The following is a 23,775-nucleotide window of genomic DNA, read 5'->3' on the forward strand; positions in this document are numbered from 1 at the left end:
GGGCGGGGGCGGCGCCACTGCCGTGGGAAATGGTCGCGTCCACGAAGCGGACCGACCCCGCCCTCTGGGGCAACCCGTTGAAAGGTCCCCTCGGGCATTCGCTGGCCATCGGCGGCATCGGGGTCCTGCTTGGGGCCCTGTGGGCGATTGTCACGGTACAACGGCACCGAAAGCGGAGAATGGTGTTGTAATACAGTCTTTACTGTTGCTTTGACCCGACTAGTATTCCCTTGACCAAGGTTCTGGGATGCGCGGAGGGCACCGGTGGCACGCAAACGAGCGACGGCCGTGTCTGCGATCGTCCTGGCGCTGGGGCTGACCGGCGCCGGAGTGACGCCCTTCATCGTGCAGAGCGCGAGCGCGGCCGTGTCGGCGTTCGATCCCCCCGTCGAGCCGTGCGACGCGGCCGACCCGGCGTGCGAGTCCGATCCCCAGACCACGGTCACGGTCACCACCACCTTAGGCACGCCGACGCCTACGGAGGACCCGGAGACGACGATCACCAAGACGGTCACCGCCTCTCCGACGAAGTCCAAGAGCGCGACGCCGACGAAGTCCTCCACACCACCGCAGTCCACCCCGCCACCGCAGTCCACTCCCGAGCAGCCCCTCCAGCCGGTGCCCTCGCAGAGCGTTGAGGTGCCGACCTCCGCGTCGAGCACCCCTGAGCAGAGCGTGGAGCTCCCCTCCGTCGCGCCGGGCGACACGACGACCCCCTCGGTGCTGCCGACCGACACGCAGGCCGCCGACTCCGAGGACGTGCCGCTGGAGCTGCGTGGCGCGGCGCCGGAGTTCGACCAGAAGACCCTGACGCAGAAGCTCAGCATCCCGGCGCTGGTGCTGGTCCTGCTCGCGCTCTTCGCGGTTCTGATCTTCGAGGGCCGGCTGCGCCGGATGGCCCACGCGGCGGCCGTGCGCAAGGCGGCCCCGCAGATGGGTGGGCGTCCGGACGCGCCGCCGCCCGGTGGCGGATATCCGGCCGGGCCCGGGTATCCGGCCGGGCCCGGGTACGCGGCGGGCTTCCCGTCACCTGGCTATCCGGGGGGCACGGCGTACGCGCCGATCATCAGCTTCGTGCCCGTGCAGACGTACCCGACCGGCCAGGTCCAGTACGGCGCCGTCTACCAGGACCAGCATCACCCGTACCCGCCGCAGGGCTACGCGCAGGAGCCGCCGTCCGAGCCTCCGGTCGTGCTGCAGCCGGAGGAGTTCGACTCCTACAACCACGAGCCGCCCAAGCCCAAGGAGTCCAAGGAGTACCGGGACCCGTTCGAGCCCTTGGTCCCGCCCACGGATATCCCGCCCGGCGGCGCGAGCCCCTTTGAGGAGGGCCCGGAGCACCCGCTCGGCCCGGCCTCGGCGGCGGAGCCCGGCGACTCCGAGCCGTGGCAGCAGGGGGCGTCCCTGTTCGAGCCGGCTCCGAAGCCCGCCGACCACGACCTGGCCGGCTACGAGCCGCCGCCGTACCTGCCGGCCGACGGGGACGTGACCGCCGTGCAGCCGCTGCCGCCCCAGGAGCAGGAGCAGCAGGAGCCGACCAAGGAGATGCCGGACTCCAAGCGCAAGCGCTTCCGCCGCTCCAAGTAATCGAAGGCGCCAGGCAAACGAAAAGAGGGGCTGGATGCCGATCCAGCCCCTCTTTTCGATCCGCCCGAAGCCGGGCCGCTACTTCGCGCGCTTGAAGATCTTGTTGCCCAGCCACACCAGCGGGTCGTACTTCCGGTCCGCCACGCGCTCTTTCATCGGGATCAACGCGTTGTCGGTGATCTTGATGTGTTCGGGGCAGACCTCGGTGCAGCACTTGGTGATGTTGCAGTAGCCGAGCCCATGCTCCTCCTGGGCCGCCTCCTGCCGGTCCGCCACGTCATACGGGTGCATGTCCAGCTCGGCGATCCGCATGAGGAAGCGGGGACCGGAGAAGTTGGTCTTGTTCTCCTCGTGGTCGCGGATCACGTGGCAGACGTTGTTGCACATGAAGCACTCGATGCACTTGCGGAACTCCTGGGACCGCTCGACGTCGACCTGCTTCATCCGGTATTCGCCGGGCCGCACCTCGGCCGGCGGCGTGAAGGAGGGGATCTCCCTGGCCTTCTGATAGTTGTACGAGACGTCGGTGACGAGGTCCTTGATGACGGGGAACGTCCGCATCGGCGTGACCGTGATGGTCTCGTCCTCCTCGAAGGTGGACATGCGGGTCATGCAGCCGAGCCGCGGCTTGCCGTTGATCTCCATGCTGCACGAGCCGCACTTGCCGGCCTTGCAGTTCCACCGCACGGCCAGGTCGGGCGCCTGCGTGGCCTGCAGCCGGTGGATGATGTCGAGGACGACCTCGCCCTCGTTGACCTCCACGGTGAAGTTCTCGAGACCGCCTTCGCCGCCCTCACCGCGCCAGACCTTGAACTTTGCCTTGTAGCTCATGACTTCGCTATCCCGTCGAACTCGGTCATCTCTTCGTCGGTGAGGTACTTGTTCAGCTCGTCCCTGTCGAAAAGGGTGATCAGGTCGTCGCGCATGCGCGACTGGGCCTTCTCCTCGACCGTGATGGCAGAGCCGTCCTCGGTGGAGCAGACGAGCAGCTTGCGGCGCCATTTCGGGTTCATCCCGGGGAAGTCGTCGCGGGTGTGCCCGCCGCGGCTCTCCTCACGCATCAGCGCGGCCCTGGCCACGCACTCCGACACCAGCACCATGTTGCGCAGGTCGATCGCGAGATGCCAGCCGGGGTTGTAGATGCGGGACCCGGCCGCTCCGACCAGGCGCACGCGCTCCTTGAGCTTCTCCACGACCTGCAGCGCCTCGGAGACCTCCTCGGCCTTGCGGATGATGCCGACCAGCTCGTTCATCGTCCGCTGCAGCTCGTGGTGGACCTCATAGGGGTTCTCGCCACTGCGTCCCAGCGGGGCCAGCGCCTCCTCGCGCGCCTCGTCCACGAGCTCCGGCAGCACCTTGGGCCGGGCCTGGAGCTCGTCCACGTACGCCGACGCGCCCGCGCCCGCCCGGCGCCCGAACACCAGCAGGTCGGACAGCGAGTTGCCGCCCAGCCGGTTGGAGCCGTGCATGCCGCCGGACACCTCACCCGCGGCGAACAGCCCCGGGACGGCCGCCGCTCCGGTGTCGGCGTCCACCTCGACACCGCCCATGATGTAGTGGCAGGTCGGGCCCACCTGCATGGGCTCGGCGGTGATGTCGACGTCGGCCAGCTCCTTGAACTGGTGGTGCATCGACGGCAGGCGCCTCTTGATCTCCTCGGCGGGCAGCCGGGTCGAGACGTCGAGGAAGACGCCGCCCTGCGGGGAGCCGCGCCCGGCCTTCACCTCGGCGTTGATCGCGCGGGCCACCTCGTCACGCGGCAGCAGCTCCGGCGGGCGCCGGTTGTTGGCCTGGTCGGTGTACCAGCGGTCGGCCTCCTCCTCGGTGGTGGCGTACTTGTCCTTGAACACCTCGGGGATGTAGTCGAACATGAAGCGCTTGCCCTCGGAGTTGCGCAGCACACCGCCGTCACCGCGGACGGACTCGGTGACGAGGATGCCGCGCACGGAGGGCGGCCAGACCATCCCGGTGGGGTGGAACTGGATGAACTCCATGTTGATCAGGTTCGCGCCGGCCAGCAGGGCCAGGGCGTGGCCGTCCCCGGTGTACTCCCAGGAGTTGGAGGTGACGACGTACGACTTGCCGATGCCGCCGGTGGCCAGGACCACGGCCGGCGCGTCGAAGAGGATGAGGTTTCCGGTCTCGCGCCAGTAGCCGAACGCGCCGGAGATCCGGTCGCCGTCCTTGAGCAGGCGGGTGATCGTGCACTCGGAGAAGACCTTGATGTAGGCCTCGTAGTCGCCGTGGTTCTCGTAGTCCTCCTGCTGCAGCGCCACCACGCGCTGCTGCAGCGTACGGATCAGCTCCAGCCCGGTACGGTCGCCCACGTGCGCCAGCCGCGGGTACTCGTGCCCGCCGAAGTTCCGCTGGCTGATCTTGCCGTCCTTGGTGCGGTCGAACAGCGCGCCCCAGGCCTCCAGCTCCCACACCCGGTCGGGCGACTCCTTGGCGTGCAGCTCCGCCATCCGCCAGTTGTTGAGGAACTTGCCGCCCCGCATGGTGTCGCGGAAGTGCACCATCCAGTTGTCGGCGGAGTTGACGTTGCCCATCGCGGCGGCCGCGCCGCCCTCGGCCATGACCGTGTGCGCCTTGCCGAACAGCGACTTGCAGACGATGGCCGTCCTCTTGCCCTGCTGGCGCGCCTCGATCGCGGCCCGCAGCCCGGCGCCGCCCGCGCCGATGACGACGACGTCGTAGTCGTGACGCTCTGTGTTAAGCGAGTTTTCCACTGAAAGCTGTCCTTACGCGTACGGGAAGGCGATGAGGCCCTTGGCCACCAGGCGGACGTACAGGTCGGCGCCCATGACGGAGAACATCGAGGCCCACGCGAGGGGTTGGTGCTTGGCGTTGAGCTTGGAGACGAACGTCCAGGCCCGGTAGCGCAGCGGGTGACGGGAGAAGTGGTTGAGCCTGCCCGCGGTGATGTGCCTGCAGGAGTGGCACGACAGCGTGTAGGCGTTGATCAGCACGGCGTTGAGGATCAGGATCCAGGTGCCGAGGCCCAGCGGCTTGTGGATGAGCGCCAGGACCGCGTCGTAGGCCAGGATGAGGCCGACCACGATGGCCGCGTAGAAGAAGTACCTGTGCACGTTCTGCAGGATCAGCGGGAGACGCCGCTCGCCGGTGTACTTGCCGTGCGGTTCCTGCACGGCGCACGCGGGCGGCGACAGCCAGAACGAGCGGTAATACGACTTGCGGTAGTAGTAGCACGTCAACCGGAATCCGCCCGGCAGGCCGAGGATGAGCAGCCCCGGCGGGAGGGCGTACCAGTCGCCGATGGGGGCCCACCCGAACAACCTCGCGCCGTCGCAGACCGCCTGGGTCGTCAGACAGGGTGACGCGAAGGGGGCGACATACGGATCGACGAAGTTGCTCGTGTCGATGGTCGCCCATACACCGTAGACAAGGAACGAGCTGAGCCCGAGGAATGTCAGCAGCGGGGTCAGCCACCATCTGTCGGTGCGCAGGGTGCGCACCTTGACTTGCGCACGCTGCCTTCTGACCGGAGCTTCGGGCGTCGTCTGGGTCATCGCGGACCTCTCCACCTCCCGCGGACCCGTTCGCGCAGGGGGTCCGTGGTTCGTTTCGCTGGGCGCGCGTGCGGACGGTATCCGCTCAAGCGCGCGTTGGTGGGGGATACGTTACGACGAGCGCATCGAAATTTGTGAGCGGGATCACTCACTTTTTCGATGACAGGCTGTGATTCCTGTCACCATACCCGTCAGAAGCGCTGCCCCTGCACCGGCAACTTAACCACGGTGACAAAAAAATCATCAATCTGCCGGACAACCCGTATGAACTGCTCAAAATCCACCGGTTTGGACACGTAGGCGTTGGCATGCAGGCGATAGCTGTGCAAGATGTCCTCCTCCGCCTCCGACGTGGTCAGGATCACCACCGGGATCGTCCGCAACGCGTTGTCGGCCTTGACCGCGCGCAGCACCTCCATGCCGCTCATCCTGGGCAGATTGAGGTCGAGCAGGATGAGATCCGGGCGCGGCACGTCGGCGTACCCGTCCTCCTGGCGCAGGTACGCCATCGCCTGCTCGCCGTCGTTCACCACGTTGAGGCGGTTGCGCACCTTGTTGAAGTCGAAGGCCTCCTTGGTGAGCAGGATGTCCCCTTGGTCGTCCTCCACCAGGAGCACCTCGATCGGGCGCCAGTCATTCATCGTCGTCTCCAGCCGCAGGTAGTGTCCAGCGGAACGTCGCGCCCTGGCCCTCCGCGCTCCGGTCGAGCCACAGCTGTCCGCCGTGATACTCGACGATCTTGCGGCACAGTGCCAGGCCGATGCCAGTCCCTGGATACACGTCGCGGGCGTGGAGACGCTGGAATATCAGGAAGATGCGATCGGCGTACTTGGGCTCGACCCCGATGCCGTTGTCCGCGCAGCTGAACTCCCACATGCCGCCGGACCGCTTGGCCCCGATGTGGATGCGCGGCGGCGCCTCGGAGCGGAACTTGATGGCGTTCTCGATCAGGTTCTGGAACAGCTGGGTCAGCTGCAGCCGGTTGCCCTTGACCTTCGGCAGGTCGTCCCTGGTGACCGTGGCCTCGGTGTCCTCGATCGTGGCCGACAGGTTCTCCAGCGCCGCGTTCAGCGCCTCGCCGGAGTCGGTCACGGTGCGCTCGCCGGTGACCCGGCCGACCCTGGAGAAGTCCAGCAGGTCGTTGATCAGCAGCTGCATGCGTTTCGCGCCGTCGACCGCGTAGTAGATGTACTGCCGGGCCCGCTCGTCGAGCTGCGTGCTGTAGCGCTGCTCCAGCATCTGGGTGAAACTGGCGACCTTGCGCAGCGGCTCCTGCAGGTCGTGGCTGGCCACGTACGCGAACTGCTCCAGCTCGCCGTTCGACCTGCGCAGCTCCTCCGCCTGGTTGGTGGCCATCCGCCAGGCCGACACGATGCGGTCGCGCATCGAGTCGATGTGGCTGGACAGCTCGGCCAGCTCCGCCGGCCGGTCGACGTGCAGGCTGTGGTCGAAGTCGCCGGCGGCGACCGTACGGACCTGGTCGGTGAGCTGGTCGATGGGCTTCAGCACGGCGTAGCGCACGATGAAGCCCAGCCCGACGCCGCAGGCGAGGAGCACCGCGAACATCACGACCAGCGCCGCCGTCAGCCGCCCGATCTGCCCGGTCAGCTCGGGGTCCGCGCTCAGCGCCCGGGTCTGGGCGAGCATCACCATCGTGGCGACGACCCCGGCCGCGAACGTCACGCCGGCCACCGCCCCGGTGAACAGGAACCAGCGGACGAGCGGCAGCCTGCCGAGCCCGGTGGGCTGCCTGGGCGGAGGCAGTGGATGGATGCTCATTCGCTCCTCCTGCTCACCAAGACCACGGCGAGATCGTCGCTGAGGGTGCCTACGTGTCTGATGAGCCGGTCGAGGTCGACGGCGCCGTGCTCGCGCACCAGGTCGACCAGGCCCTCCACGCCCAGCAGCTCGTTGCGTTCGCCCACGGCCGCCTCGATCAGGCCGTCGGTGTAGAGCATGATCGACCACTTGTCACCCAGCGGCACGTCGATCACCGACCATTCCCCGTCGGGGAAGATCCCGAGCGGAGGGCCCGACGGGGCGCCGGCGACGGCCTCGACCTCGCCGTCGCGCACCAGCACCGGCGGCGGGTGCCCGACCACGCGCATCCTGGCGTACCGCAGATCCGGGGTGATCGTCGCCATGCACAGCGTGGTGAAGATCTCCGGCGCCTTGCGCTCGGCACGCAGCAGCGTGTCCATGGTCCTCAGCAGCGTGTCACCCGTCTGCCCCGCCAGCACCAGCGTACGCCAGGCGATGCGCAGCGCCACGCCGAGCGCGGCCTCGTCGGGGCCGTGCCCGCACACGTCGCCCACCACGACGTGCACCGCGCCGTCCGGCGTCTGCACCGCGTCGAGGAAGTCCCCGGCCAGCGTGCCCCCGCTGCCCGGCAGGTAGCGCGTCGTGTGCTCGATCGCGTCGGTGTGCAGCAGCGCGACGGGGAGCAGGTCCCGCTGCATCCTGGCGTTCTCCTTCGCGATCAGCTCCGCCTGGACGAGCCTGAGCTGCGCCTGGTCGGCCCGCTTGCGCTCCATCGCGTACCTGATGGCCCGGGCCAGCAGCCGCGCGTCGGTGTCCTGTTTGACCAGGTAGTCCTGCGCCCCGGCCTGCACGGCGGCGACACCCACGTGGGCGTCCCTGAGCCCGGTGAGCACCAGCACGGCCGCGTGCGGCGCCAGCGCCAGCACCTCCTCCAGGGCCTCCAGCCGGCTCGCGTCGGGCAGCGAGAGGTCGACGAGCACGCACTGGATGTTGGAGGTCAGCTTGGTCTTGGCCTCGCGCAGGCTCCGCGCCCGGAAGATCTTGGGCGGCGTCATGGCCTGCTCGAGCAGCTCTTCCACAAGGAAGGCGTCGCCGTCGTCGTCCTCAACGAGGAGCAGCGTCAGCGTTTCGGAGAGATTTGCCGTCACCAAACCGCCTCACCGGGAAGTTGAACATCTTGTTGCTCATTCTGCGATGAGCTCTACCCCTTGTGGAAGCGTGCCCTCCTCACCGGCTTCCACGACAAAAGACAGCAAGGTATCCCTGAACGCCTGCGCGGCCGTGGTCGGCTCGACGTCCTTGCGGTGGGCCAGCGCGATCGTACGGCTGAGCCCCGGCGGCGCGAGCGGCGTGCCCGACAGCCCGGGACGCCCGTCGAGCACCATGGACGGCACCACGGCCACCCCCAGCCCCGCCTCCACGAACCGCAGGACCGCGTCCATCTCCCCGCCCTGCACCGCGAACCTGGGCTCGAACCCGGCCTGCCGGCACGCCGCCAGCGTCGCCTCCCGCAGGTCGTAGCCGCGCCGGAACATCACCATCGACCGGCCGCGCAGGTGCTCGATCTCCAGGTACGGGCCCTTCGCCTGCTCGTGCGAGGGCGAGGCGACCACCAGGTTCTCCCGGAGGATCTCCTGGGTCACCAGCGACGGGTCGTCGCTCTGCAGCGGCATGATGATCAGCGACAGATCGAGCTGCCCGCGCGCCAGCGCCCTGACCAGGTCGCGCGAGCCGCCCTCCTCGACCAGCAGCTCGATCCCCGGGTACGCGCGATGGAAGCGGGCCAGCGCGTCCGCCAGCAGCCCCGCGCAGAGCGAGGGAGTGGCCCCGAGCCGCACCCGCCCCCGGCGCAGCCCGGCGAGCTGGGCCACCTCCTGCCTGGCGGTGTCGGCGTCGGCCAGCATCCGGCGCGCCAGCGGCAGCAGCGCCTCGCCTGCCGGGGTGAGCGTGACGTTGCCGCGCGCCCGGGAGAACAGGGGAGCGCCGAGATCGCTCTCCAGGGCCTTGATCTGCTTGCTCAGCGACGGCTGCGCGACCCGCATGCGCTCGGCGGCCTGGGTGAAGTGCCTGGTCTCCGCGACGGCTACGAAGTAGGCCAGCTGCTGCAACTGCATGTGATTTTCCTCGCATCGGCCTGCCGCGGGTCCCGAAAAAGCCGCCACATACCAGCATCATAGCCTCTGGCTATGGAAACGAGGCCCGTGATGACTTGGACGGATCATCGCTGCTTACTTAGCTTCTGGAGACGTGACTGCCACGATCGAGCGCGGCGCCGCCACCGCGCCAGTTCCCGCTCCTCCCCAGAGCACCGCAACGCGTAGGCGCACCGGGGGGTTCCTCGGCTCGTCGAACGGCAAGAAGGTCGTCATGGCGGTCACGGGCGCCGTCATGGTGCTCTTCCTCCTCCTCCACATGCTGGGCAACCTCAAGATCTTCCTGAGCAAGGACTCGTTCAACGAGTACGCCCACGCGCTGCGCACGCTGGGCGATCCGCTGGTGCCGTACCGGACGGTGCTGACGATCCTCGAGCTCGTCCTCGTCGTCTCCGTCGTCCTGCACATATGGGCCGCGATCTCGCTGTCGCGCCGCGCGGGCAAGGCCAGGCCGGTCAAGTACGTCGCCAAGAAGTCGCAGGCCAATGGCTACGCCACGCACATCATGCGGTACGGCGGCCTGACGATCGCGCTCTTCGTGGTCTGGCACCTGCTCGACCTGACCTTCGGTGTCGTCAACCCGAAGGGCTTCGACTCCTCCCCGGCCGACCGGATGATCGCCGGCTTCCAGGCGTCCCGGTGGTGGGTGACGCTGATCTACTTCGTCGCCGTCGTCATGGTCGGCCTGCACCTGCGGCACGGCATCTGGAGCGCCTTCCAGACGCTCGGCTGGGCCGGCCGCGCCCGCTACAAGGCTTTGAAGGGGACCGCCGCGCTGGTCTCAGCAGTTCTGGTGATCGGCTTCCTGGCCCCGCCCCTCGCGATCACGTTCGGAGTTGTGAAGTGAAGTACACCGAAGGTCCGGAGATCCAGGACACGAAGGCTCCTTCCGGGCCCATCGAGGAGCGGTGGGAGAAGCGGAAGTTCAGCGCCAAGCTGGTCAACCCGGCCAACAAGCGCAAGCTCAACGTGATCGTGGTCGGCACCGGCCTCGCGGGCGGCTCGGCCGCGGCGACGCTGGGCGAGCTGGGCTACAACGTCACGTCCTTCTGCTATCAGGACTCGCCGCGCCGCGCCCACTCCATCGCCGCCCAGGGCGGGATCAACGCCGCCAAGAACTACCGCGGCGACGGCGACAGCATTTACCGGCTCTTCTACGACACCGTCAAGGGCGGCGACTTCCGCGCCCGCGAGTCGAACGTCTACCGCCTCGCCCAGGTCTCGGTGAACATCATCGACCAGGCCGTCGCCCAGGGCGTGCCGTTCGCCCGCGAGTACGGCGGCCTGCTCGACACCCGGTCGTTCGGCGGCGCCCAGGTCTCCCGTACGTTCTACGCCCGCGGCCAGACGGGCCAGCAACTGCTGCTGGGCGCGTACCAGGCACTGGAGCGGCAGATCGCGGCCGGGACCGTGACCATGCACACCCGGCACGAGATGCTCGACGTGATCGTCGCCGACGGGCGGGCGCGCGGCGTCATCGTGCGCGACATGGTGACCGGCGAGATCGAGCGCCACCTGGCCGACGCCGTGGTGCTGGCCACCGGCGGCTACGGGAACGTCTTCTTCCTGTCCACGAACGCCAAGGGCTGCAACACGACGGCGATCTGGCGGGCGCACGAGCGCGGCGCGTACCTCGCCAACCCCTGCTACACGCAGATCCATCCCACCTGCATCCCGGTCTCAGGCGAGTACCAGTCGAAGCTGACCCTGATGTCGGAGTCGCTGCGCAACGACGGCCGCGTGTGGGTGCCGCTGCGCAAGAACGACACCCGCGCCCCCGGGGACATCCCGGAGGACGAGCGCGACTACTACCTGGAGCGCATCTACCCCGCGTTCGGCAACCTCGTCCCCCGGGACATCGCCTCCCGCGCCGCCAAGAACGTCTGCGACGAGGGCCGCGGCGTCGGCCCCGGCGGCCTGGGCGTGTACCTGGACTTCCGGGACGCGATCAACCGGCTCGGGCGCGACGCCGTCGAGAAGAAGTACGGCAACCTCTTCGAGATGTACGAGCGCATCACCGGCGAGAACCCGTACGACACGCCGATGCGCATCTACCCGGCCGTCCACTACACGATGGGCGGCCTGTGGGTGGACTACGACCTGCAGTCGACGATCCCGGGCCTGTTCGTCATCGGCGAGGCGAACTTCTCCGACCACGGCGCGAACCGCCTCGGCGCGTCCGCGCTGATGCAGGGCCTTGCCGACGGATATTTCGTCCTTCCGACCACCCTCGGTGACTACCTGGCGGCCGGCCCGTTCGGCGAGGTCGACGAGGAGGCCGTCGCCGAGGCCGAGATCAAGGTCCGGTCGAAGATCGACCGCCTCCTGTCGGTGAACGGCACCCGCACGCCCGACTCCTTCCACCGCGAGCTGGGCAAGCTCATGTGGGACTACTGCGGCATGGAGCGCACCGAGGAGTCGCTGCGCAAGGCGCTGGAGCGCATCCCCGAGCTGCGCGAGGAGTTCTGGCAGAACGTCAAGGTGAGCGGCACCTCCGAGGAGCTGAACCAGGTGCTGGAGCGGGCCGGGCGCGTCGCGGACTTCTTCGACCTGGCCGAGCTCATGTGCCTGGACGCCCTGATCCGCACGGAGTCCTGCGGCGGCCACTTCCGCGCCGAGTCCCAGGACGCCGACGGCGAGGCCCTGCGCGACGACGAGAACTTCGCGCACGTCTCGGCGTGGGAGTTTTCTGCTGACGGGCCGATCCTGCACAAGGAAGCGCTCGAGTACGAGTACGTCAAGATGACCCAGCGGAGCTACAAGTGAATCTGACCCTCAAGGTCTGGCGTCAGAGCGGCCCTTCGGACGCCGGACGCATGGTGACGTACCGCGTCGAGGACGTCTCCCCGAACATGTCCTTCCTGGAGATGCTCGACGTCCTGAACGAGCGCCTCATCCTCGAGGGCGACGACCCGATCGCCTTCGACCACGACTGCCGCGAGGGCATCTGCGGCATGTGCGGCATGGTCATCAACGGCGTCGCCCACGGCGAGCAGGTCGCCACGACGACCTGCCAGCTCCACATGCGCCACTTCGAGGACAACGCCACGATCACCATCGAACCGTGGCGCGCGGCACCCTTCCCGGTGGTCAAGGACCTGGTCGTGGACAGGAGCGCGTTCGACCGCATCATCCAGGCGGGCGGCTTCGTCTCGGTCCCGGCCGGCTCGGCCCCGGACGCCCACAGCGTCCCCGTACGCAAGGAAGACGCGGACGACGCCTTCGACGCGGCCACCTGCATCGGCTGCGGCGCCTGTGTGGCCGCCTGCCCGAACGGCTCTGCCTCCCTGTTCACCGCCGCCAAGATCACCCACCTGAGCCTGCTGCCCCAGGGCCAGCCTGAGCGTCTGTCCCGCGCCAAGGCCATGGTGGACCAGATGGACGCGGAGGGATTCGGCGGCTGCACGAACACGGGTGAATGCACGGCAGTGTGCCCCAAGGGCATCCCCCTGGACACCATCGCCCAGATGAACACCGACTACCTGAAGGCAAACGTCAAGTAGCCCGGCCCGCTCCGCCCACCCCGCACAAAGGGCTTCGCAACAGAGGCGCTTCGCGCCGGGGTGGGCTCAGGCTGCCCCCCGAGCCGGCCTTCGACGGAGGAGGCCGATCAGGAACACTCCTGCATGATGCGTACGAGCTCGTCCGGCCGCATCGGCGGCTCCGGGAGCGGATGGGCCGCCGACGCTCGGAAGCCGTCCAAGATCAAACCCAGATGCCGCCGCCAAACCTCAGGCCGGACGGCGGCCGTGGCCTCGACCGTACGGGCGATCCCCCAGGTCACGAAGGCCATATCCTCCAGCGTGCAGTCCGGTCGCAGCGCCCCGGCCTCCCGTGCCCGCTCGACGATCCGCTGCATCAGCTCATACCCCCGCGCGTGGCTCTCCGTCGGCGCCGCCTGCGGGACGCGGCGTGAGACGAGGTCGTTGTAGCCGCGGTCGGCGGCCTGCAGTTCGCACACCCGCTCAAGGAAGTGCACCAGGCCGGCCCACGGATCCTCCAGTGACAGAGCACGCTCCGCGATCCGCACCACCGTGGCAGCGCGGTCGGCGAAGACGGCGTCGATGAGGTCGTTGCGGTTCGGGAAGTGGTTGTAGAGGGTGCCGCTGCTCACCCCGGCCGTGCGGGCGATCTCGTCGAGGGCGACGTCCAGGCCGCGGGTGGCGAATAGGTCGCGAGCGGCCGCCACCAGCAGGTCCCGGTTTCGTTGTGCGTCTCTGCGCAGTGGCTTGGCGTGCGTTGGCATGTGGCCATCGTACCGAAGTTGAGAACGCTCCCAACTTATGGGTACTCTGCAGCAGGAGAAACTTGGGGGAGTAGTCAACTTATCTGAATCCATTAAGGAAGTGCCATGCTCAAAACGCTTGCCATCTTCGGCGCCGGCCCCGTCCTGGGCCTGTCCCTCGCCCGCCGCTTCGGGCGCGAGGGGTTCCGCGTCGCGCTCGTCGCCCGTACCAGGAAGAACCTCGACCACCTCGTCGCCGAACTCTCCCGCGACGGCATCGAGGCGGCCGGCTTCACCGCTGACGTCTACGAACGCGACCAGATCGCGGACGCGGTCGCGGCGATCAAGGAGACGTACGGGCGGATCGACGTCGCCGAGTTCAGCCCGGGTGGCGGAAACATGGGGGAGGGGATCGTGTCGACCCTCGACGTCGACGTCGAGAACACGCAGCTGATCCTGGACCGCTTCCTGCTGTCGGCGGTATCCCTGGTAGGGCAGGTGCTTCCCGACATGGTCGAACGCGGCGACGGTGCGATCCTGTTCACGGCGGGGCAGTCCGGGATCCACCCGACGCCGTTCCTCGGCAACGCCGGTATGGCGCAGGCCGCGCTGCGCAACTACTTCCACACGCTCAACGCCGTGCTCGCCGATAAGGGCGTCTACGTCGGAGCGGTCAATGTCGGGGCGCTGATCGAGGGCAGCGTGCCGCACCAGGCGATCGCGTCGTCCGAGCAGCCGCTCGAGTTCGATCCGGAGGTGATCCATCCGGACGTTTTCGCGGAGGGCTTCTGGGGGCTGTACTCCAAGCGCGACCGGGTGGAGGCTCTGGTCGGAAGCTTTGGCAGATAGGCGCTCACGCCTGCTGCGGGGCAGATCGAGAGCTTTGCCCCGCGCCTGCTGTTAGGAACGCGGTCGAGGTTGCTGCTGTTCGCACGCTCCGGGTTCACGTCGGCTTGTTCGCGGTTGCGCGAGGGCGTGCGGATGTGGAACTCGTCGACCTGAGTCGGATGTACTTCGGGGAGTGACGCACCTACGTGGTGTCCGGCGCGGTGGCGCCTTCTCCCCGCGTTGCATGTGCCCCAGGTCGTTGGTGTGGGTCTGCCGTAGCGCGATCGTCCAGGCGTGGGCGTCCGGCCTGGGCCGTGGCCAGCCATCCAGCCATGGACTTCAACGATCGTTTCAGTCGCGGTACTGAGCGAGTGTGGGAGACATGTTGGCTAATTAGTATGTCTTCGAACATACTAATTAGGTGACGTACATGTTGAAGCCGCAAAGGGTCCTGTCCCGTGATGCCGAGTGGGCAGCCCTTGCCCAGTTCGTACAGCATCCCGACCCCCGCCTCCGGCTCGGTGTCGTATCCGGGCGGCGCCGGGTAGGAAAGAGCTTCCTGCTCCGTGCGCTGGCTGAGGCCGCTGGCGGTCTCTACATCTCGGCTGTGGCGGAGGAGGGCGTTGTCGCGGCGCGGCGACGGTTGGCCACCGAGATTGCCCGCTATGCAGGTATCGGTCCCGAGTTGATGGCCGATGCCAGCTGGGAGTCACTCCTCTCCACCGCGATCGAGCTGACGGCTCGTCGCAGTAGAGAAGGAACGGCGGGAGTGTTCGTCATTGACGAGTTGCCGTACTGGATGGCGCACTCTCCGGAGCTGCCTGGGCTGCTGCAGTTGCTGTACGACCAGTCCCAGGCGGGTGGCAGGGCGACGGGTGGGCGCGTGATCGTCTGTGGGTCCGCCATGTCGGTGATGAACGAACTGCTCTCCGGCACGAAAGCACTGCGCGGCCGGGCGGCGATCGATCTTCGACTCCATCCGTTCGACCTGGCGACCACGGCGCGGCACTGGGGGATCGAGGACCCGGCGGCGGCCCTTCGGGTGCATGCGATCCTCGGCGGAGCCCCCGGCTACCGCAATCTCGCCAATGTGGACCCTCCAGACAGCTCCGACGAGGTGGACGCCTGGGTTCCCGCCACCGTGCTGGACCCGCGGCAGGCGCTCTTCTCCGGGAGCGAAGCCGAGTACCTGCTGAGGGAGGATCCCAAGTTCACCGGGAGCGCGTTGCACTACGCGATCATCAATGCGGTCGCGAACGGTGCGACCAGCCCGGCGAAGATCGGCGGGTTGCTGGAGCAGCGGCACTCGTCGCTGACCCGGCCCATCAGCGCGTTGGCGAGCGCGGGTTATTTGCAGTACGACACCGACCCGCTGTGGGAGAGACGTCCGGTGATCACGATTGCCGATCCCATCGTGCGATTCCACAACCTGATCACCGTGCCACAGCGCGATCTGGCCGAGACCGGGCAGTCGGTGGAGGCGTGGCGTCGTTCGCGGCCTACCTTTGTCGCTCGCATACTGGGGCCTCACTTCGAGAGTTGCGCCAGAGCGTGGCTTCGTGCCCAGGCCGACCCGGCTCTGCGGGGACATGCCGGCCTGGTGACGGGAACCGTCGTCAACGACCGGAAGGGGCAGGCCAAGCACGAGATCGACGTCGTCGCCCTGGACAAGCGGTCGGGGAGGGCGGACATCAGTCTCATAGGAGAGGCGAAGGCGACGGTGACCCGGCGGAGCGTGGCGGACCTCGACCGGCTCGACCGGCTTAAAGAGTTGCTGGCGGAGCACGGGCATGACACCTCGTCAGCGGTATCGGCCCTGTTCTCGATGGAGGGTTTCCAACCGGATCTCGTCAGTGCGGCGCGGCGCAGGGGAGATGTGCTGCTGGTCGATCTGTCTGCCTTGCTCGGTGCCGGCGATCCCACGGTCGTCCCTCGCACGTCCTGAATAAAGGCCACCCCGGCGGGGTTCGAGATGAAATTTCGGGATTGAGGCGTAACAAGAGGGGGGGTCGGACCACTTCCTGGTGTCAGAAGAACGCATCCCGCGAACGAAGGGGCTGGGCGGTGACGGATGATTCGCACCGGTTCACCGGCATGTACGACGAATGCCGGCAACGTGTGTGGGCCTACGCGGTCAGTCGCGCGGGGCGGCAGGTCGCGGATGAGGTAGTGAGCGAGACGTTCGCGATCGCCTGGCGGCGGCTGGACGATGTGCCGGAGCCCGCTCTGCCATGGCTGCTCGGCGTTGCCCGGAACATTCTGCGGGACAACGTACGGGCCGAGGCGCGCAGGGAGGCGCTGGCCGCGGAGCTGCGGGCGTGGACCGAGGGCGACGTGGCCGATCAGGTGACCGAGCGGATGGGGGTGCTGCGGGCGCTGGCCGCGCTGGCGGAGGACGATCGGGAGATTCTCGTCCTGGTCGCTTGGCATGGGTTGTCGCCGAAGGAGGCGGCCCGGGTGGTCGGGTGCTCGTCGGCGGCTTTCCGGGTCCGGCTGCATCGGGCCCGCAAGCGGCTCAAGCAGGCAATCGAAGGCGTCGCGGCTCCCGCCCAGGGCTCGGCTCCGGGCTCCGGTCCAGGTCGCGGCGAACCCGCGCCACCGTCCCTGCCCCACGTGCGGAATCTCAGCAAGGAGTGGTCATGAATCCCATTGACGAGCTTCGGGCCGCGCGGCCCGCGCATCTCGGCGATCGGCCGGTGGACGAGCGCACCAGGGCCGCCGAGCTCTCCCATGCCATGTCCCAGCCACGGCGACCGCATCAGGCGCGGCGGCGGCGCAAGGTCGTACGGCCGGTGTGGGGTGTGGGGCTTGCCGGGGCCGCGGCCGCGGCCGCGGTGGCGGCGGTGGCCGTGGTCATGTCGGGGAACGGCGTGGTGCCGACGCCAAGGGCGCCGGACGGCGGGCAGGGCGGGCAGGGTGGACAGGTCGCCGCCACGTCCACGACCGGGCCGGACGGCAAGGGGTCCACGGCCGCGCCGCGGGTCACGTTGTCGGCGCGGGCCGTGCTGCTGGCCGCCGCCGAGAAGGCGGACCGGCAGGCCGAGAGCACCGGGGACTACTGGCACACCGTGGCGGTGACCCGGAGCCTGCACACCGCGGCGAAGGGCGGCTACCGGTTCGTGTCGGAGGAGCGGGGCGAGACGTGGACGCCCAGCGCCATCGGTGGCGAGCAGTGGAGCAGCAGTCAGTCGCTGGGGGCTCAGCCGGCCACCGAGGACGACAAGAAGGCGTGGGAGGAGGCCGGATCCCCGGCCGAGATCGAGGTCGCGGTGCCGGGCAAGAAGCTGGGGATGAAGCTGCCGACCTCCCCTGGCAAGGTGCGCACGGGTCACAGCCCCCTTGTGGACGGCGACAAGGTGTTCTGGCTGGGGCGTAACGTCACCATGAAGGACCTGCAGGGCCTGCCGAGCGACCCGGACAAGCTCAAGAAGTGGCTGCTGCGCTCGTACGAGGGGCATGACACGGAGTCCTCCAGCATTCCGATGGCGTCCGACGTCTGGCTGTTCAGGGTCAGTGGCGGCCTGATCATCGACATGCCGGTGACGCCGCAGGTACGGGGGGCCGCGTTCCGCATGCTGGCCGAGCTCGACACCGTCAAGGTCATCGAGAACATCACGGACGCCGCGGGTCGCCAGGGCACGGCCGTGGCCATCGAGGAAGACGTCGAGGGCCCCGCCGTTCTGGAGAACCGGCTGATCTTCGACGAGTCGACCGGCCGGGGACTCGCCAACGAGAACGTCGTGGTGAAGGCCGGAGGTATGCAGGCGGGTCTCGAGCCGGGCACGGTGTTCAACTCCTACGCCGTACTCGAGGCCGGGTGGACCGACAACAAGCCCTCCTGATCGACAGCGCCCGCTGGACTACCCGGTCTGGCGGGCCTCGTCGTTGGCGTTGGCGCGGATCTGCTGGATGCGCTGCTTGGTGAGGCCGAGCAACTCCCCGATGTCCCCGTCCGACAGGCCCAGCTCGTGCATGTGCTTGACGCGTTTCTTGAGCGTGCGCGTGTAGTCCTCGGCGATCGCGGCGGCCTGGCGCTGGAGGGCGGCGAAGTCGTCGAGGTCCTGCTCGGACAGGCCGGGCACCGAGTAGTGGTAGACGGGGGTGGGCGGCTGGGCGCGGTCGGCGAACAGGAACGGCAGCCCCGCGGCGACGTCCCCCTGCAGCTCCTTCAGCGTACGTGCGGACATTCCGCCGGCCACGCCGTCCACCTGGGCCAGCCACAGGCTGCCGGCCATGGTGACGTGGACGTCAACGCGGTCTGCGGTCATCGATCTTCCTCCAGCCAGTCGTCGCCGAACAGGTGCGCGAGCCCTTGTTCGAGGGAGTCCACGAGTCGCGGGCTCTCCCGTGGGTACAGCGGGACGATCGCGCGGGCCACGACGCGGCCCTCGGCATCCCATAACAGGAGGAATCGCTGCCGTTTCGTCGTTTCCGCCCAGTCGCAGCGCAAGCCATGGAGGTGGGAGAGCTTGATGATCCGATCGCGGATGTCCGCGTAGTCGTCTCGTTCCACCACACGCGGCAGACTATATCCCTTGCCTACCATCGACAAGGGGTCTTGTCGGGCCTATTGGCTATGGTGTGTTGGGTTCGTCCAGGCCCCAGGCTCGCAGGAATGTCCGCACTGTGGCCTGTGCCACGTCGCGCAGCTCGGTGTCGTCCATCTGGCGGGTGCCCAGCTGAGAGCGGACCTCCAAGGGGCCGATGAGCAGGGCCATCAGCTGTTCGGCCGCCAGGTCGGGGTCGGTGGCGCGCAGGTGGCCGGCGAGCGTGAGCCGGGCCAGCCGGTCGGCCAGTGCCCGGTTGAGCCGATCGGGCCCGCTCTCCAGGACGATGTCCAGGATCTCGGGGAACCTGGTGATCTCGGAGTGGAGGAGGCGCCGCAGCGCGCACGAGCGGCCGTCGGTGTGCAGGCGGAGCAGCGCGTGGGCGACCTCCTCCAGCGTGGAGCGCAGGTCCGCGCCGGGATTCCCCAGCGGGTCCAGAGCTGCCAGGCGGTCGTTGAGCACCGTACGGGCGGTGGCCTCCATCGCGTGCTTGAACAGGGTGGCCTTGTCGGTCAGGTGGTTGTACACCGTCGGCTTCGCCACGCCCGCCTCGTCGGCGATCTCCTGCACGCAGGACTGCGCGTAGCCCTGCCGGGCGAACACGGTGAACGCGCCCTCCAAGATCGCCTGCCGCTTGTCGATCCGGCCACGCGAGACGGTGCTGCTGCTCATGCCTTCGATTGTACTCATGGGTTCAGCTTCATGGACTCAGCGGTTGCGAGCGAACGCATGCGACAACTACGTTGAACCCATGAGTTCAAACTCGTCGAACGTCGACGATCGTATGGATCCGTGGCTGCTGAGGATGGTCGGAGTGGTCTTGCTCGGCGGGCTGCTGGGCATCCTCAACAGCACGATGGCCGCCGTCGCCACCGGCACCCTGGCCGAGGCCTTCGGCACCTCCCTGAGCACGGTCGGCTGGACGTCCACCGGGTTCCTGCTGGCGGTCACGGCGACCATCCCGTTCACCACCTGGGCCGTCGACCGGTTCGGCGGCAGGCGGTTGTGGCTGATCGGGTTGCTGCTGTTCCTGGCCGGGTCGCTCGGCGCCGGGCTGGCCTGGAACGTCGGCAGCCTGATCGCCTTCCGTGTCCTGCAGGGGTTCGGGGCCGGGCTGCTCGATCCGCTCGTGCTGATCCTGCTGGCCCGTGCGGCCGGCCCGCGTCGGGCTGGGCGGGTGATGGGGCTGATGGGCGTGGTGCTGTCGCTCGGGCCGGTGCTGGGGCCGATCGCGGGCGGGGCCGTGCTGGACAGCCTGCCGTGGCGGTGGATGTTCCTGCTCAGCGTGCCGTTCGGGGCCGTCGCCTACCTGCTCGCGCTGCGGGTGATCCCAGCCGATGGGCGTGGTGGAGAGGGGCAAGGGCGGCTCGACGTGCTGGGGTTGGCGCTGCTCGGGCCCGGCTTCGCGGCCGTCGTGCTGGCCTTGTCACAGGTGGCCGAGCAGGGGGCGGTCGCCGCCTGGCAGGCGCTGCTTCCGCTGGGCGCGGGCGCCGTGCTCCTGCTCGGATACGCCGTTCACGCTCTGAGAGCACGGCAGGGCGCCCCGTCCGGTGGTGGTCCTCTGATCGACCTGCGGTTGTTCGTCAACCGGGGATTCAGCGCGAGTGTCACGATCATGGGGCTCGGCGGGATGGCGCTCTTCGCGGCCCTGTTCGCCCTGCCGCTGCACTACCAGCAGGCCCACGGGCACGGTGTGCTCGCCGCCGGGTTGCTGATGGCGCCGCTCGGGCTCGGTGGGGCGGTGGCCATGCCGCTGGCCGGGCGGCTGTCGGACCGGGTCGGCGCGCGCGGCCTGGCCTCCGGGGGCGCGATCGTGTCCCTGCTGAGCGGGCTGGCCTTCACCCGCATCGGTACGGACACCCCCGAGGTCTGGCCGGCGCTGGCGGCGTTCGCGTTCGGGCTGGGCAGCGGCTGTTTCAGCGCGCCGACGATGGGATCGCTCTACCGCACGCTGCCGCCGCCGCTGGTGGCGCAGGGCAGCTCGGTGCTGTACATGCTCAACCAGCTCGGCGCGGCCCTCGGCGTCGCGCTCGTCACGCTGATCCTGCAGACGGCGGGCGACGCGATCACCGGATTCCACGGCGTCTTCTGGCTCGCCGTCGCGGCGATCGCGATCGTCCTGGCCGCCATCCCGCTCCTGCCCGGCAGGCCCAAGGCGGTCGCGCAGCCCGTATCCGAAGACCTTGCGAGGACCTCATGAAGACACTCGTGATCACCGGCGGCACGGACGGGATGGGCAAGGCGCTCGCCCGCGCGTACGTGGAGCGGGGCGACACGGTCGTCACCGTCGGCCGGGACCCGCGCAAGGCAGTGCCCGGGGCCGCGTTCATCCCTGCGGACCTGAGCCTGATCAGCGAGAACAGGCGGGTGATCGAGGAGATCAACGCCAAGTACCCGGCCGTGGACGCCCTCGTCCTGTGCGCCCGCTACTTCCGCACCAGCCGGTTCGTGACGGCGGAGGGTCTGGAGGGGACGTTCGCGCTGGACTACCTGAGCCGGTTCCTGCTCAGCCACGGCCTCCACGAGCCCGGCGTCATCGTCAACGTGTCGGGGCCAGGGCAGCCGGACGGGCGCATTCACTGGGACGATCTCCTGCTGGAGCACGGCTACGACGGTATGACGGCGCAGTTCCAGGCGGGGAAGGCGAACGACCTGCTCGGGGTGGCGTTCGCGGCGCCGGGCCGCCGTACCAGGTATGTGCTGATCCACCCTGGAAGTGTGTCGACGGGCGTCGCGGGCCAGTTCGACGCCACGACCGCCCCGCACGCCGAGGCGCTCAAGCGGTACGGGCTGCCGGTCGAGGAGGGGATCAAGCCGATCGTCGCCCGCATCGACGATCCGCCTGCCGAGCCGCTCAGTGCCTTCATCCGAGAGCGGCGGATCGGCGTTGACCTGCCGTCCTTCGACCGGGGAGCGGCGGACCGGCTGCACCGGCTCACTCTGAAGCTGATTGGTTCGAGAGAGGGACCAATTTAGTGAGATTGGCTCTGGGAGGAGGCCGATCGTGTCGGTTGGATTGCCCCAGGAATCAGAAGGAGAAAGAGGGCATCATGAAGGTCGAGTCCACTGCCGCGGTGTCGATTCCACAGGTCATCGGCACGCTGCCAGGGCCCTTCCAGCAGCGCGAGCTGGCCATGGTGAACGACGCCGTGGTGCGAGTGGCCCAGTTGCACGGAGAGTTCCCTTGGCACTACCACGACGAGGACGAGCTGTTCCTGTGCTGGGACGGCACGTTCAGGATCGAACTCGACGGGCGCGAGCCGGTCACCATGGTCGCGGGCGACGTCTTCGTCGTGCCCAGGGGCCTGAGGCACCGGCCGGTGGCTGACGAGCCCGCGCACGTTCTCCTCGTGGAGCGGCCCGAGACCAAGCAGTACGGCAGCTAATTCGGTTGCGGCCGGTGTGGCGCCTCTGGCCTGATAGATCGAGATCGATTCGGGAGGAGGCGACACGAAGATGACGTACAACGAGGTGACCGGGACCAAGCGGCCGCTCAGGATGTGGGCGGAGCCTGAGGCGGTCGACCCGCAGGCGATGCAGCAGCTGCGTAACGTGGCGAACCTGCCGTGGGTCCATGGTGTCGCCGTCATGCCCGACGTGCACCACGGCAAGGGTGCGACGGTGGGGTCGGTCATCGCCATGAAGGACGCGGTGTCGCCGGCCGCGGTCGGCGTGGACATCGGCTGCGGGATGACCGCGGTGAAGACCTCGTACAAGGCGTCGCAGCTCCCGGACAACCTGGCGTACCTGCGGGGGAAGCTGGAGCAGGCGGTTCCTGTCGGGTTCCAGCACCACAAGCGGCCGGTCGATCCCGGCAAGGTGTACGGGATGAAGACGGCCGGGTGGGAGACGTTCTGGAAGGACTTCGACGACCTGGCGCCGGCCGTACGGGCTCGGCGTGAGCGGGCAGAGGTGCAGATGGGGACGCTCGGTGGCGGCAACCACTTCCTTGAAGTGTGCGCCGATGACGAGAGCGTGGTGTGGGTCGTGCTGCACTCCGGGTCGCGCAACATCGGCAAGGAGCTGGCGGAGCACCACATCGGGATCGCTCGCGGGCTGTCGCACAACCAGGGGCTGGTGGACCGCGATCTGGCGGTGTTCCTCGGGACGACGCCCGAGATGGACGCCTACCGGCGCGACCTGTTCTGGGCGCAGGACTACGCGCGGCGCAACCGCTCGTTGATGATGGGCCTCGTCTGCGACGTCCTGCGGCGGCACCTGCCGAACATCACGTTCGAACAGCCCATCTCCTGCCACCACAACTACGTGGCGGAGGAGCGCTACGACGGCGTGGACGTGCTCGTCACGCGGAAGGGCGCCATCCGTGCCGGCAGCGGTGATCTGGGGATCATCCCGGGCTCGATGGCCACCGGCACGTACATCGTCAAGGGTCTGGGCAACAGCATGGCCTTCAACTCGGCCTCGCACGGGGCAGGGCGGAAGATGAGCAGGACCAAGGCCAAGAAGACGTTCACGGTCAAGGACCTGGAGGAGCAGACCCTGGGCGTGGAGTGCCGGAAGGACTCAGGGGTGATCGACGAGATTCCGGGGGCGTACAAGGACCTGGAGTCGGTCATGGCCGCTCAGACGGATCTGGTGCAGGTGGTCGCGCACCTGCGGCAGCTCATCTGTATCAAGGGCTGAGGTCCTTTGGCTAGCGGGCCGCACGCTGCGCGTGCGGCCTGGGGCCGTTCTCGCGCCCGCGCCCGGGCCGCGGCTCTCATCCTGCGTACGCCCATACTTCGGATCATGGAACTGACCACACCTCGGCTGCTGCTGCGTGAATTCCGCGCCAGCGACCACGCAGCCGTTCACGCGTTCGCCAGCGACCCAGAGGTGACCCGCTACACCGACTGGGGGCCCAACAGCCTGTATGACACCACCGCCTTCCTCGCTGAGGTGGCACGGGATGCCCACGACCTTCACCGATGCCGGTTCACGCTCGCCGTCGTCGATCGCGAGCATGACATGGTTATCGGATCGGAAGGTGTCAAGTCAACTGAGACACGGGCGCTGCGACGTTAGCTAGGCGAGGTCCTCCTGGTCGGTGACCTGCTGCTTGTCTGTCTCGTCGGTAGGTTTGTTGATCCAGGCGGCGGCCGGCAGCTTGGGTAGCGTGGGTGTGCGGGTGAACCGCTGGGGAT

General features: G+C 68.4%; 25 protein-coding genes. 14 read left to right on the forward strand and 11 right to left on the reverse strand.

Annotation, left to right across the window (positions count from 1 at the left end; all coding sequences use genetic code 11):
- On the forward strand, positions 1-191 hold a 191-nt coding region (locus EJK15_RS73525), incomplete at its 5' end, for a hypothetical protein (protein ID WP_206061645.1).
- A 97-nt stretch (positions 192-288) separates the two neighbouring features.
- Positions 289-1,587, forward strand: a complete 1,299-nt coding sequence (locus tag EJK15_RS52410; protein WP_138717960.1) for a hypothetical protein — start codon at positions 289-291, stop codon at positions 1,585-1,587.
- A 78-nt stretch (positions 1,588-1,665) separates the two neighbouring features.
- On the opposite strand, the gene EJK15_RS52415 is transcribed toward EJK15_RS52410, so the two are convergent.
- The 7 genes from EJK15_RS52415 to EJK15_RS52445 form a co-directional block, all read right to left on the reverse strand.
- On the reverse strand, positions 1,666-2,418 hold the full coding sequence (locus tag EJK15_RS52415) for a succinate dehydrogenase/fumarate reductase iron-sulfur subunit (RefSeq protein ID WP_138717961.1): 753 nt from the start codon (positions 2,416-2,418) through the stop codon (positions 1,666-1,668).
- Complete coding sequence (locus EJK15_RS52420) at positions 2,415-4,316, reverse strand: fumarate reductase/succinate dehydrogenase flavoprotein subunit (RefSeq protein ID WP_138717962.1); 1,902 nt, start codon at positions 4,314-4,316, stop codon at positions 2,415-2,417. Before EJK15_RS52420 ends, EJK15_RS52415 begins: the two co-directional genes overlap by 4 nt.
- A gap of 12 nt (positions 4,317-4,328) precedes the next feature.
- Positions 4,329-5,117 (reverse strand): hypothetical protein, encoded by a 789-nt coding sequence (locus EJK15_RS52425; RefSeq protein WP_138717963.1) that lies wholly within the window; start codon positions 5,115-5,117, stop codon positions 4,329-4,331.
- Positions 5,118-5,308: 191 nt separating this feature from the next.
- Positions 5,309-5,758: a response regulator gene (locus tag EJK15_RS52430; protein WP_138717964.1), complete on the reverse strand. Its 450-nt coding sequence runs from the start codon at positions 5,756-5,758 to the stop codon at positions 5,309-5,311.
- Positions 5,751-6,896 (reverse strand): sensor histidine kinase, encoded by a 1,146-nt coding sequence (locus EJK15_RS52435; RefSeq protein WP_138717965.1) that lies wholly within the window; start codon positions 6,894-6,896, stop codon positions 5,751-5,753. The genes EJK15_RS52430 and EJK15_RS52435 overlap by 8 nt, the downstream gene beginning before the upstream one ends.
- Positions 6,893-8,026, reverse strand: a complete 1,134-nt coding sequence (locus EJK15_RS52440; RefSeq protein ID WP_138717966.1) for a PP2C family protein-serine/threonine phosphatase — start codon at positions 8,024-8,026, stop codon at positions 6,893-6,895. Before EJK15_RS52440 ends, EJK15_RS52435 begins: the two co-directional genes overlap by 4 nt.
- A gap of 36 nt (positions 8,027-8,062) precedes the next feature.
- Positions 8,063-8,992, reverse strand: coding sequence for a LysR family transcriptional regulator (locus tag EJK15_RS52445; RefSeq protein ID WP_138717967.1), 930 nt, complete (start codon positions 8,990-8,992; stop codon positions 8,063-8,065).
- A 133-nt stretch (positions 8,993-9,125) separates the two neighbouring features.
- Here EJK15_RS52445 and EJK15_RS52450 point away from each other — a divergent pair, with 133 nt between their 5' ends.
- The 3 genes from EJK15_RS52450 to EJK15_RS52460 are packed head-to-tail and all read left to right on the forward strand — an operon-like array spanning position 9,126 to position 12,534.
- Positions 9,126-9,878 carry a succinate dehydrogenase cytochrome b subunit gene (locus tag EJK15_RS52450; RefSeq protein ID WP_138717968.1) on the forward strand — a complete coding sequence of 251 codons (753 nt, stop codon included), beginning with the start codon at positions 9,126-9,128 and terminating at the stop codon, positions 9,876-9,878.
- Positions 9,875-11,797 (forward strand): fumarate reductase/succinate dehydrogenase flavoprotein subunit, encoded by a 1,923-nt coding sequence (locus EJK15_RS52455; protein WP_138717969.1) that lies wholly within the window; start codon positions 9,875-9,877, stop codon positions 11,795-11,797. Before EJK15_RS52450 ends, EJK15_RS52455 begins: the two co-directional genes overlap by 4 nt.
- The gene (locus EJK15_RS52460) at positions 11,794-12,534 is read left to right on the forward strand and encodes a succinate dehydrogenase/fumarate reductase iron-sulfur subunit (RefSeq protein ID WP_138717970.1); all 741 of its coding nucleotides are present in this window, start codon (positions 11,794-11,796) and stop codon (positions 12,532-12,534) included. The genes EJK15_RS52455 and EJK15_RS52460 overlap by 4 nt, the downstream gene beginning before the upstream one ends.
- Positions 12,535-12,641: 107 nt before the next feature.
- Here the strand turns inward: EJK15_RS52460 and EJK15_RS52465 are convergent, their stop codons facing one another.
- On the reverse strand, positions 12,642-13,277 hold the full coding sequence (locus EJK15_RS52465; RefSeq protein ID WP_138717971.1) for a TetR/AcrR family transcriptional regulator: 636 nt from the start codon (positions 13,275-13,277) through the stop codon (positions 12,642-12,644).
- A gap of 105 nt (positions 13,278-13,382) precedes the next feature.
- Between EJK15_RS52465 and EJK15_RS52470 the strand changes: the two genes are divergently transcribed.
- The 4 genes from EJK15_RS52470 to EJK15_RS52485 all read left to right on the forward strand — a co-directional run bounded on the left by EJK15_RS52470 (position 13,383) and on the right by EJK15_RS52485 (position 17,926).
- Complete coding sequence (locus EJK15_RS52470; protein WP_138717972.1) at positions 13,383-14,105, forward strand: SDR family NAD(P)-dependent oxidoreductase; 723 nt, start codon at positions 13,383-13,385, stop codon at positions 14,103-14,105.
- Positions 14,106-14,514: 409 nt separating this feature from the next.
- Entirely contained in the window at positions 14,515-16,029 is a 1,515-nt protein-coding gene (locus EJK15_RS52475; RefSeq protein ID WP_138717981.1) for an AAA family ATPase, read from the forward strand.
- A 119-nt stretch (positions 16,030-16,148) separates the two neighbouring features.
- Entirely contained in the window at positions 16,149-16,727 is a 579-nt protein-coding gene (locus EJK15_RS52480; RefSeq protein ID WP_240777768.1) for an RNA polymerase sigma factor, read from the forward strand.
- Complete coding sequence (locus EJK15_RS52485) at positions 16,724-17,926, forward strand: CU044_5270 family protein (RefSeq protein WP_138717973.1); 1,203 nt, start codon at positions 16,724-16,726, stop codon at positions 17,924-17,926. Before EJK15_RS52480 ends, EJK15_RS52485 begins: the two co-directional genes overlap by 4 nt.
- A gap of 18 nt (positions 17,927-17,944) precedes the next feature.
- Here the strand turns inward: EJK15_RS52485 and EJK15_RS52490 are convergent, their stop codons facing one another.
- From EJK15_RS52490 to EJK15_RS52500, 3 genes are read right to left on the reverse strand one after another with little or no spacing between them, the layout of a single operon-like run.
- Complete coding sequence (locus EJK15_RS52490; protein ID WP_138717974.1) at positions 17,945-18,352, reverse strand: hypothetical protein; 408 nt, start codon at positions 18,350-18,352, stop codon at positions 17,945-17,947.
- Positions 18,349-18,600, reverse strand: coding sequence for a hypothetical protein (locus EJK15_RS52495; RefSeq protein WP_138717975.1), 252 nt, complete (start codon positions 18,598-18,600; stop codon positions 18,349-18,351). Before EJK15_RS52495 ends, EJK15_RS52490 begins: the two co-directional genes overlap by 4 nt.
- A gap of 58 nt (positions 18,601-18,658) precedes the next feature.
- On the reverse strand, positions 18,659-19,303 hold the full coding sequence (locus EJK15_RS52500) for a TetR/AcrR family transcriptional regulator (RefSeq protein ID WP_138717976.1): 645 nt from the start codon (positions 19,301-19,303) through the stop codon (positions 18,659-18,661).
- A gap of 79 nt (positions 19,304-19,382) precedes the next feature.
- Between EJK15_RS52500 and EJK15_RS52505 the strand changes: the two genes are divergently transcribed.
- The 5 genes from EJK15_RS52505 to EJK15_RS73530 all read left to right on the forward strand — a co-directional run bounded on the left by EJK15_RS52505 (position 19,383) and on the right by EJK15_RS73530 (position 23,656).
- Positions 19,383-20,831, forward strand: coding sequence for a DHA2 family efflux MFS transporter permease subunit (locus EJK15_RS52505; protein ID WP_138717977.1), 1,449 nt, complete (start codon positions 19,383-19,385; stop codon positions 20,829-20,831).
- On the forward strand, positions 20,828-21,607 hold the full coding sequence (locus tag EJK15_RS52510) for an SDR family NAD(P)-dependent oxidoreductase (protein WP_138717978.1): 780 nt from the start codon (positions 20,828-20,830) through the stop codon (positions 21,605-21,607). The genes EJK15_RS52505 and EJK15_RS52510 overlap by 4 nt, the downstream gene beginning before the upstream one ends.
- 74 nt (positions 21,608-21,681) lie before the next feature.
- Positions 21,682-22,017 (forward strand): cupin domain-containing protein, encoded by a 336-nt coding sequence (locus EJK15_RS52515; protein WP_138717979.1) that lies wholly within the window; start codon positions 21,682-21,684, stop codon positions 22,015-22,017.
- 70 nt (positions 22,018-22,087) lie between these two features.
- Entirely contained in the window at positions 22,088-23,275 is a 1,188-nt protein-coding gene (locus EJK15_RS52520; protein WP_138717980.1) for an RtcB family protein, read from the forward strand.
- 105 nt (positions 23,276-23,380) lie between these two features.
- Complete coding sequence (locus tag EJK15_RS73530; RefSeq protein WP_206061646.1) at positions 23,381-23,656, forward strand: GNAT family N-acetyltransferase; 276 nt, start codon at positions 23,381-23,383, stop codon at positions 23,654-23,656.
- Positions 23,657-23,775: the final 119 nt, after the last annotated feature.

It is taken from the genome of Nonomuraea basaltis (assembly GCF_005893125.1).
Taxonomy (GTDB): domain Bacteria; phylum Actinomycetota; class Actinomycetes; order Streptosporangiales; family Streptosporangiaceae; genus Nonomuraea; species Nonomuraea basaltis.

What these genes read in the sequence shown, in the direction of transcription:
- EJK15_RS52435 (WP_138717965.1), bottom strand. Translation starts at nt 6,896, where the DNA reads ATGAGCATCCATCCACTGCCTCCGCCCAGGCAGCCCACCGGGCTCGGC.
- EJK15_RS73530 (WP_206061646.1), top strand. Translation starts at nt 23,381, where the DNA reads ATGGAACTGACCACACCTCGGCTGCTGCTGCGTGAATTCCGCGCCAGC.
- EJK15_RS52485 (WP_138717973.1), top strand. Translation starts at nt 16,724, where the DNA reads ATGAATCCCATTGACGAGCTTCGGGCCGCGCGGCCCGCGCATCTCGGC.
- EJK15_RS52470 (WP_138717972.1), top strand. Translation starts at nt 13,383, where the DNA reads ATGCTCAAAACGCTTGCCATCTTCGGCGCCGGCCCCGTCCTGGGCCTG.
- EJK15_RS52500 (WP_138717976.1), bottom strand. Translation starts at nt 19,303, where the DNA reads ATGAGCAGCAGCACCGTCTCGCGTGGCCGGATCGACAAGCGGCAGGCG.
- EJK15_RS52430 (WP_138717964.1), bottom strand. Translation starts at nt 5,758, where the DNA reads ATGAATGACTGGCGCCCGATCGAGGTGCTCCTGGTGGAGGACGACCAA.
- EJK15_RS52415 (WP_138717961.1), bottom strand. Translation starts at nt 2,418, where the DNA reads ATGAGCTACAAGGCAAAGTTCAAGGTCTGGCGCGGTGAGGGCGGCGAA.
- EJK15_RS52465 (WP_138717971.1), bottom strand. Translation starts at nt 13,277, where the DNA reads ATGCCAACGCACGCCAAGCCACTGCGCAGAGACGCACAACGAAACCGG.
- EJK15_RS52510 (WP_138717978.1), top strand. Translation starts at nt 20,828, where the DNA reads ATGAAGACACTCGTGATCACCGGCGGCACGGACGGGATGGGCAAGGCG.
- EJK15_RS52425 (WP_138717963.1), bottom strand. Translation starts at nt 5,117, where the DNA reads ATGACCCAGACGACGCCCGAAGCTCCGGTCAGAAGGCAGCGTGCGCAA.
- EJK15_RS52515 (WP_138717979.1), top strand. Translation starts at nt 21,682, where the DNA reads ATGAAGGTCGAGTCCACTGCCGCGGTGTCGATTCCACAGGTCATCGGC.
- EJK15_RS52520 (WP_138717980.1), top strand. Translation starts at nt 22,088, where the DNA reads ATGACGTACAACGAGGTGACCGGGACCAAGCGGCCGCTCAGGATGTGG.
- EJK15_RS52445 (WP_138717967.1), bottom strand. Translation starts at nt 8,992, where the DNA reads ATGCAGTTGCAGCAGCTGGCCTACTTCGTAGCCGTCGCGGAGACCAGG.
- EJK15_RS52505 (WP_138717977.1), top strand. Translation starts at nt 19,383, where the DNA reads ATGAGTTCAAACTCGTCGAACGTCGACGATCGTATGGATCCGTGGCTG.
- EJK15_RS52475 (WP_138717981.1), top strand. Translation starts at nt 14,515, where the DNA reads ATGTTGAAGCCGCAAAGGGTCCTGTCCCGTGATGCCGAGTGGGCAGCC.
- EJK15_RS52490 (WP_138717974.1), bottom strand. Translation starts at nt 18,352, where the DNA reads ATGACCGCAGACCGCGTTGACGTCCACGTCACCATGGCCGGCAGCCTG.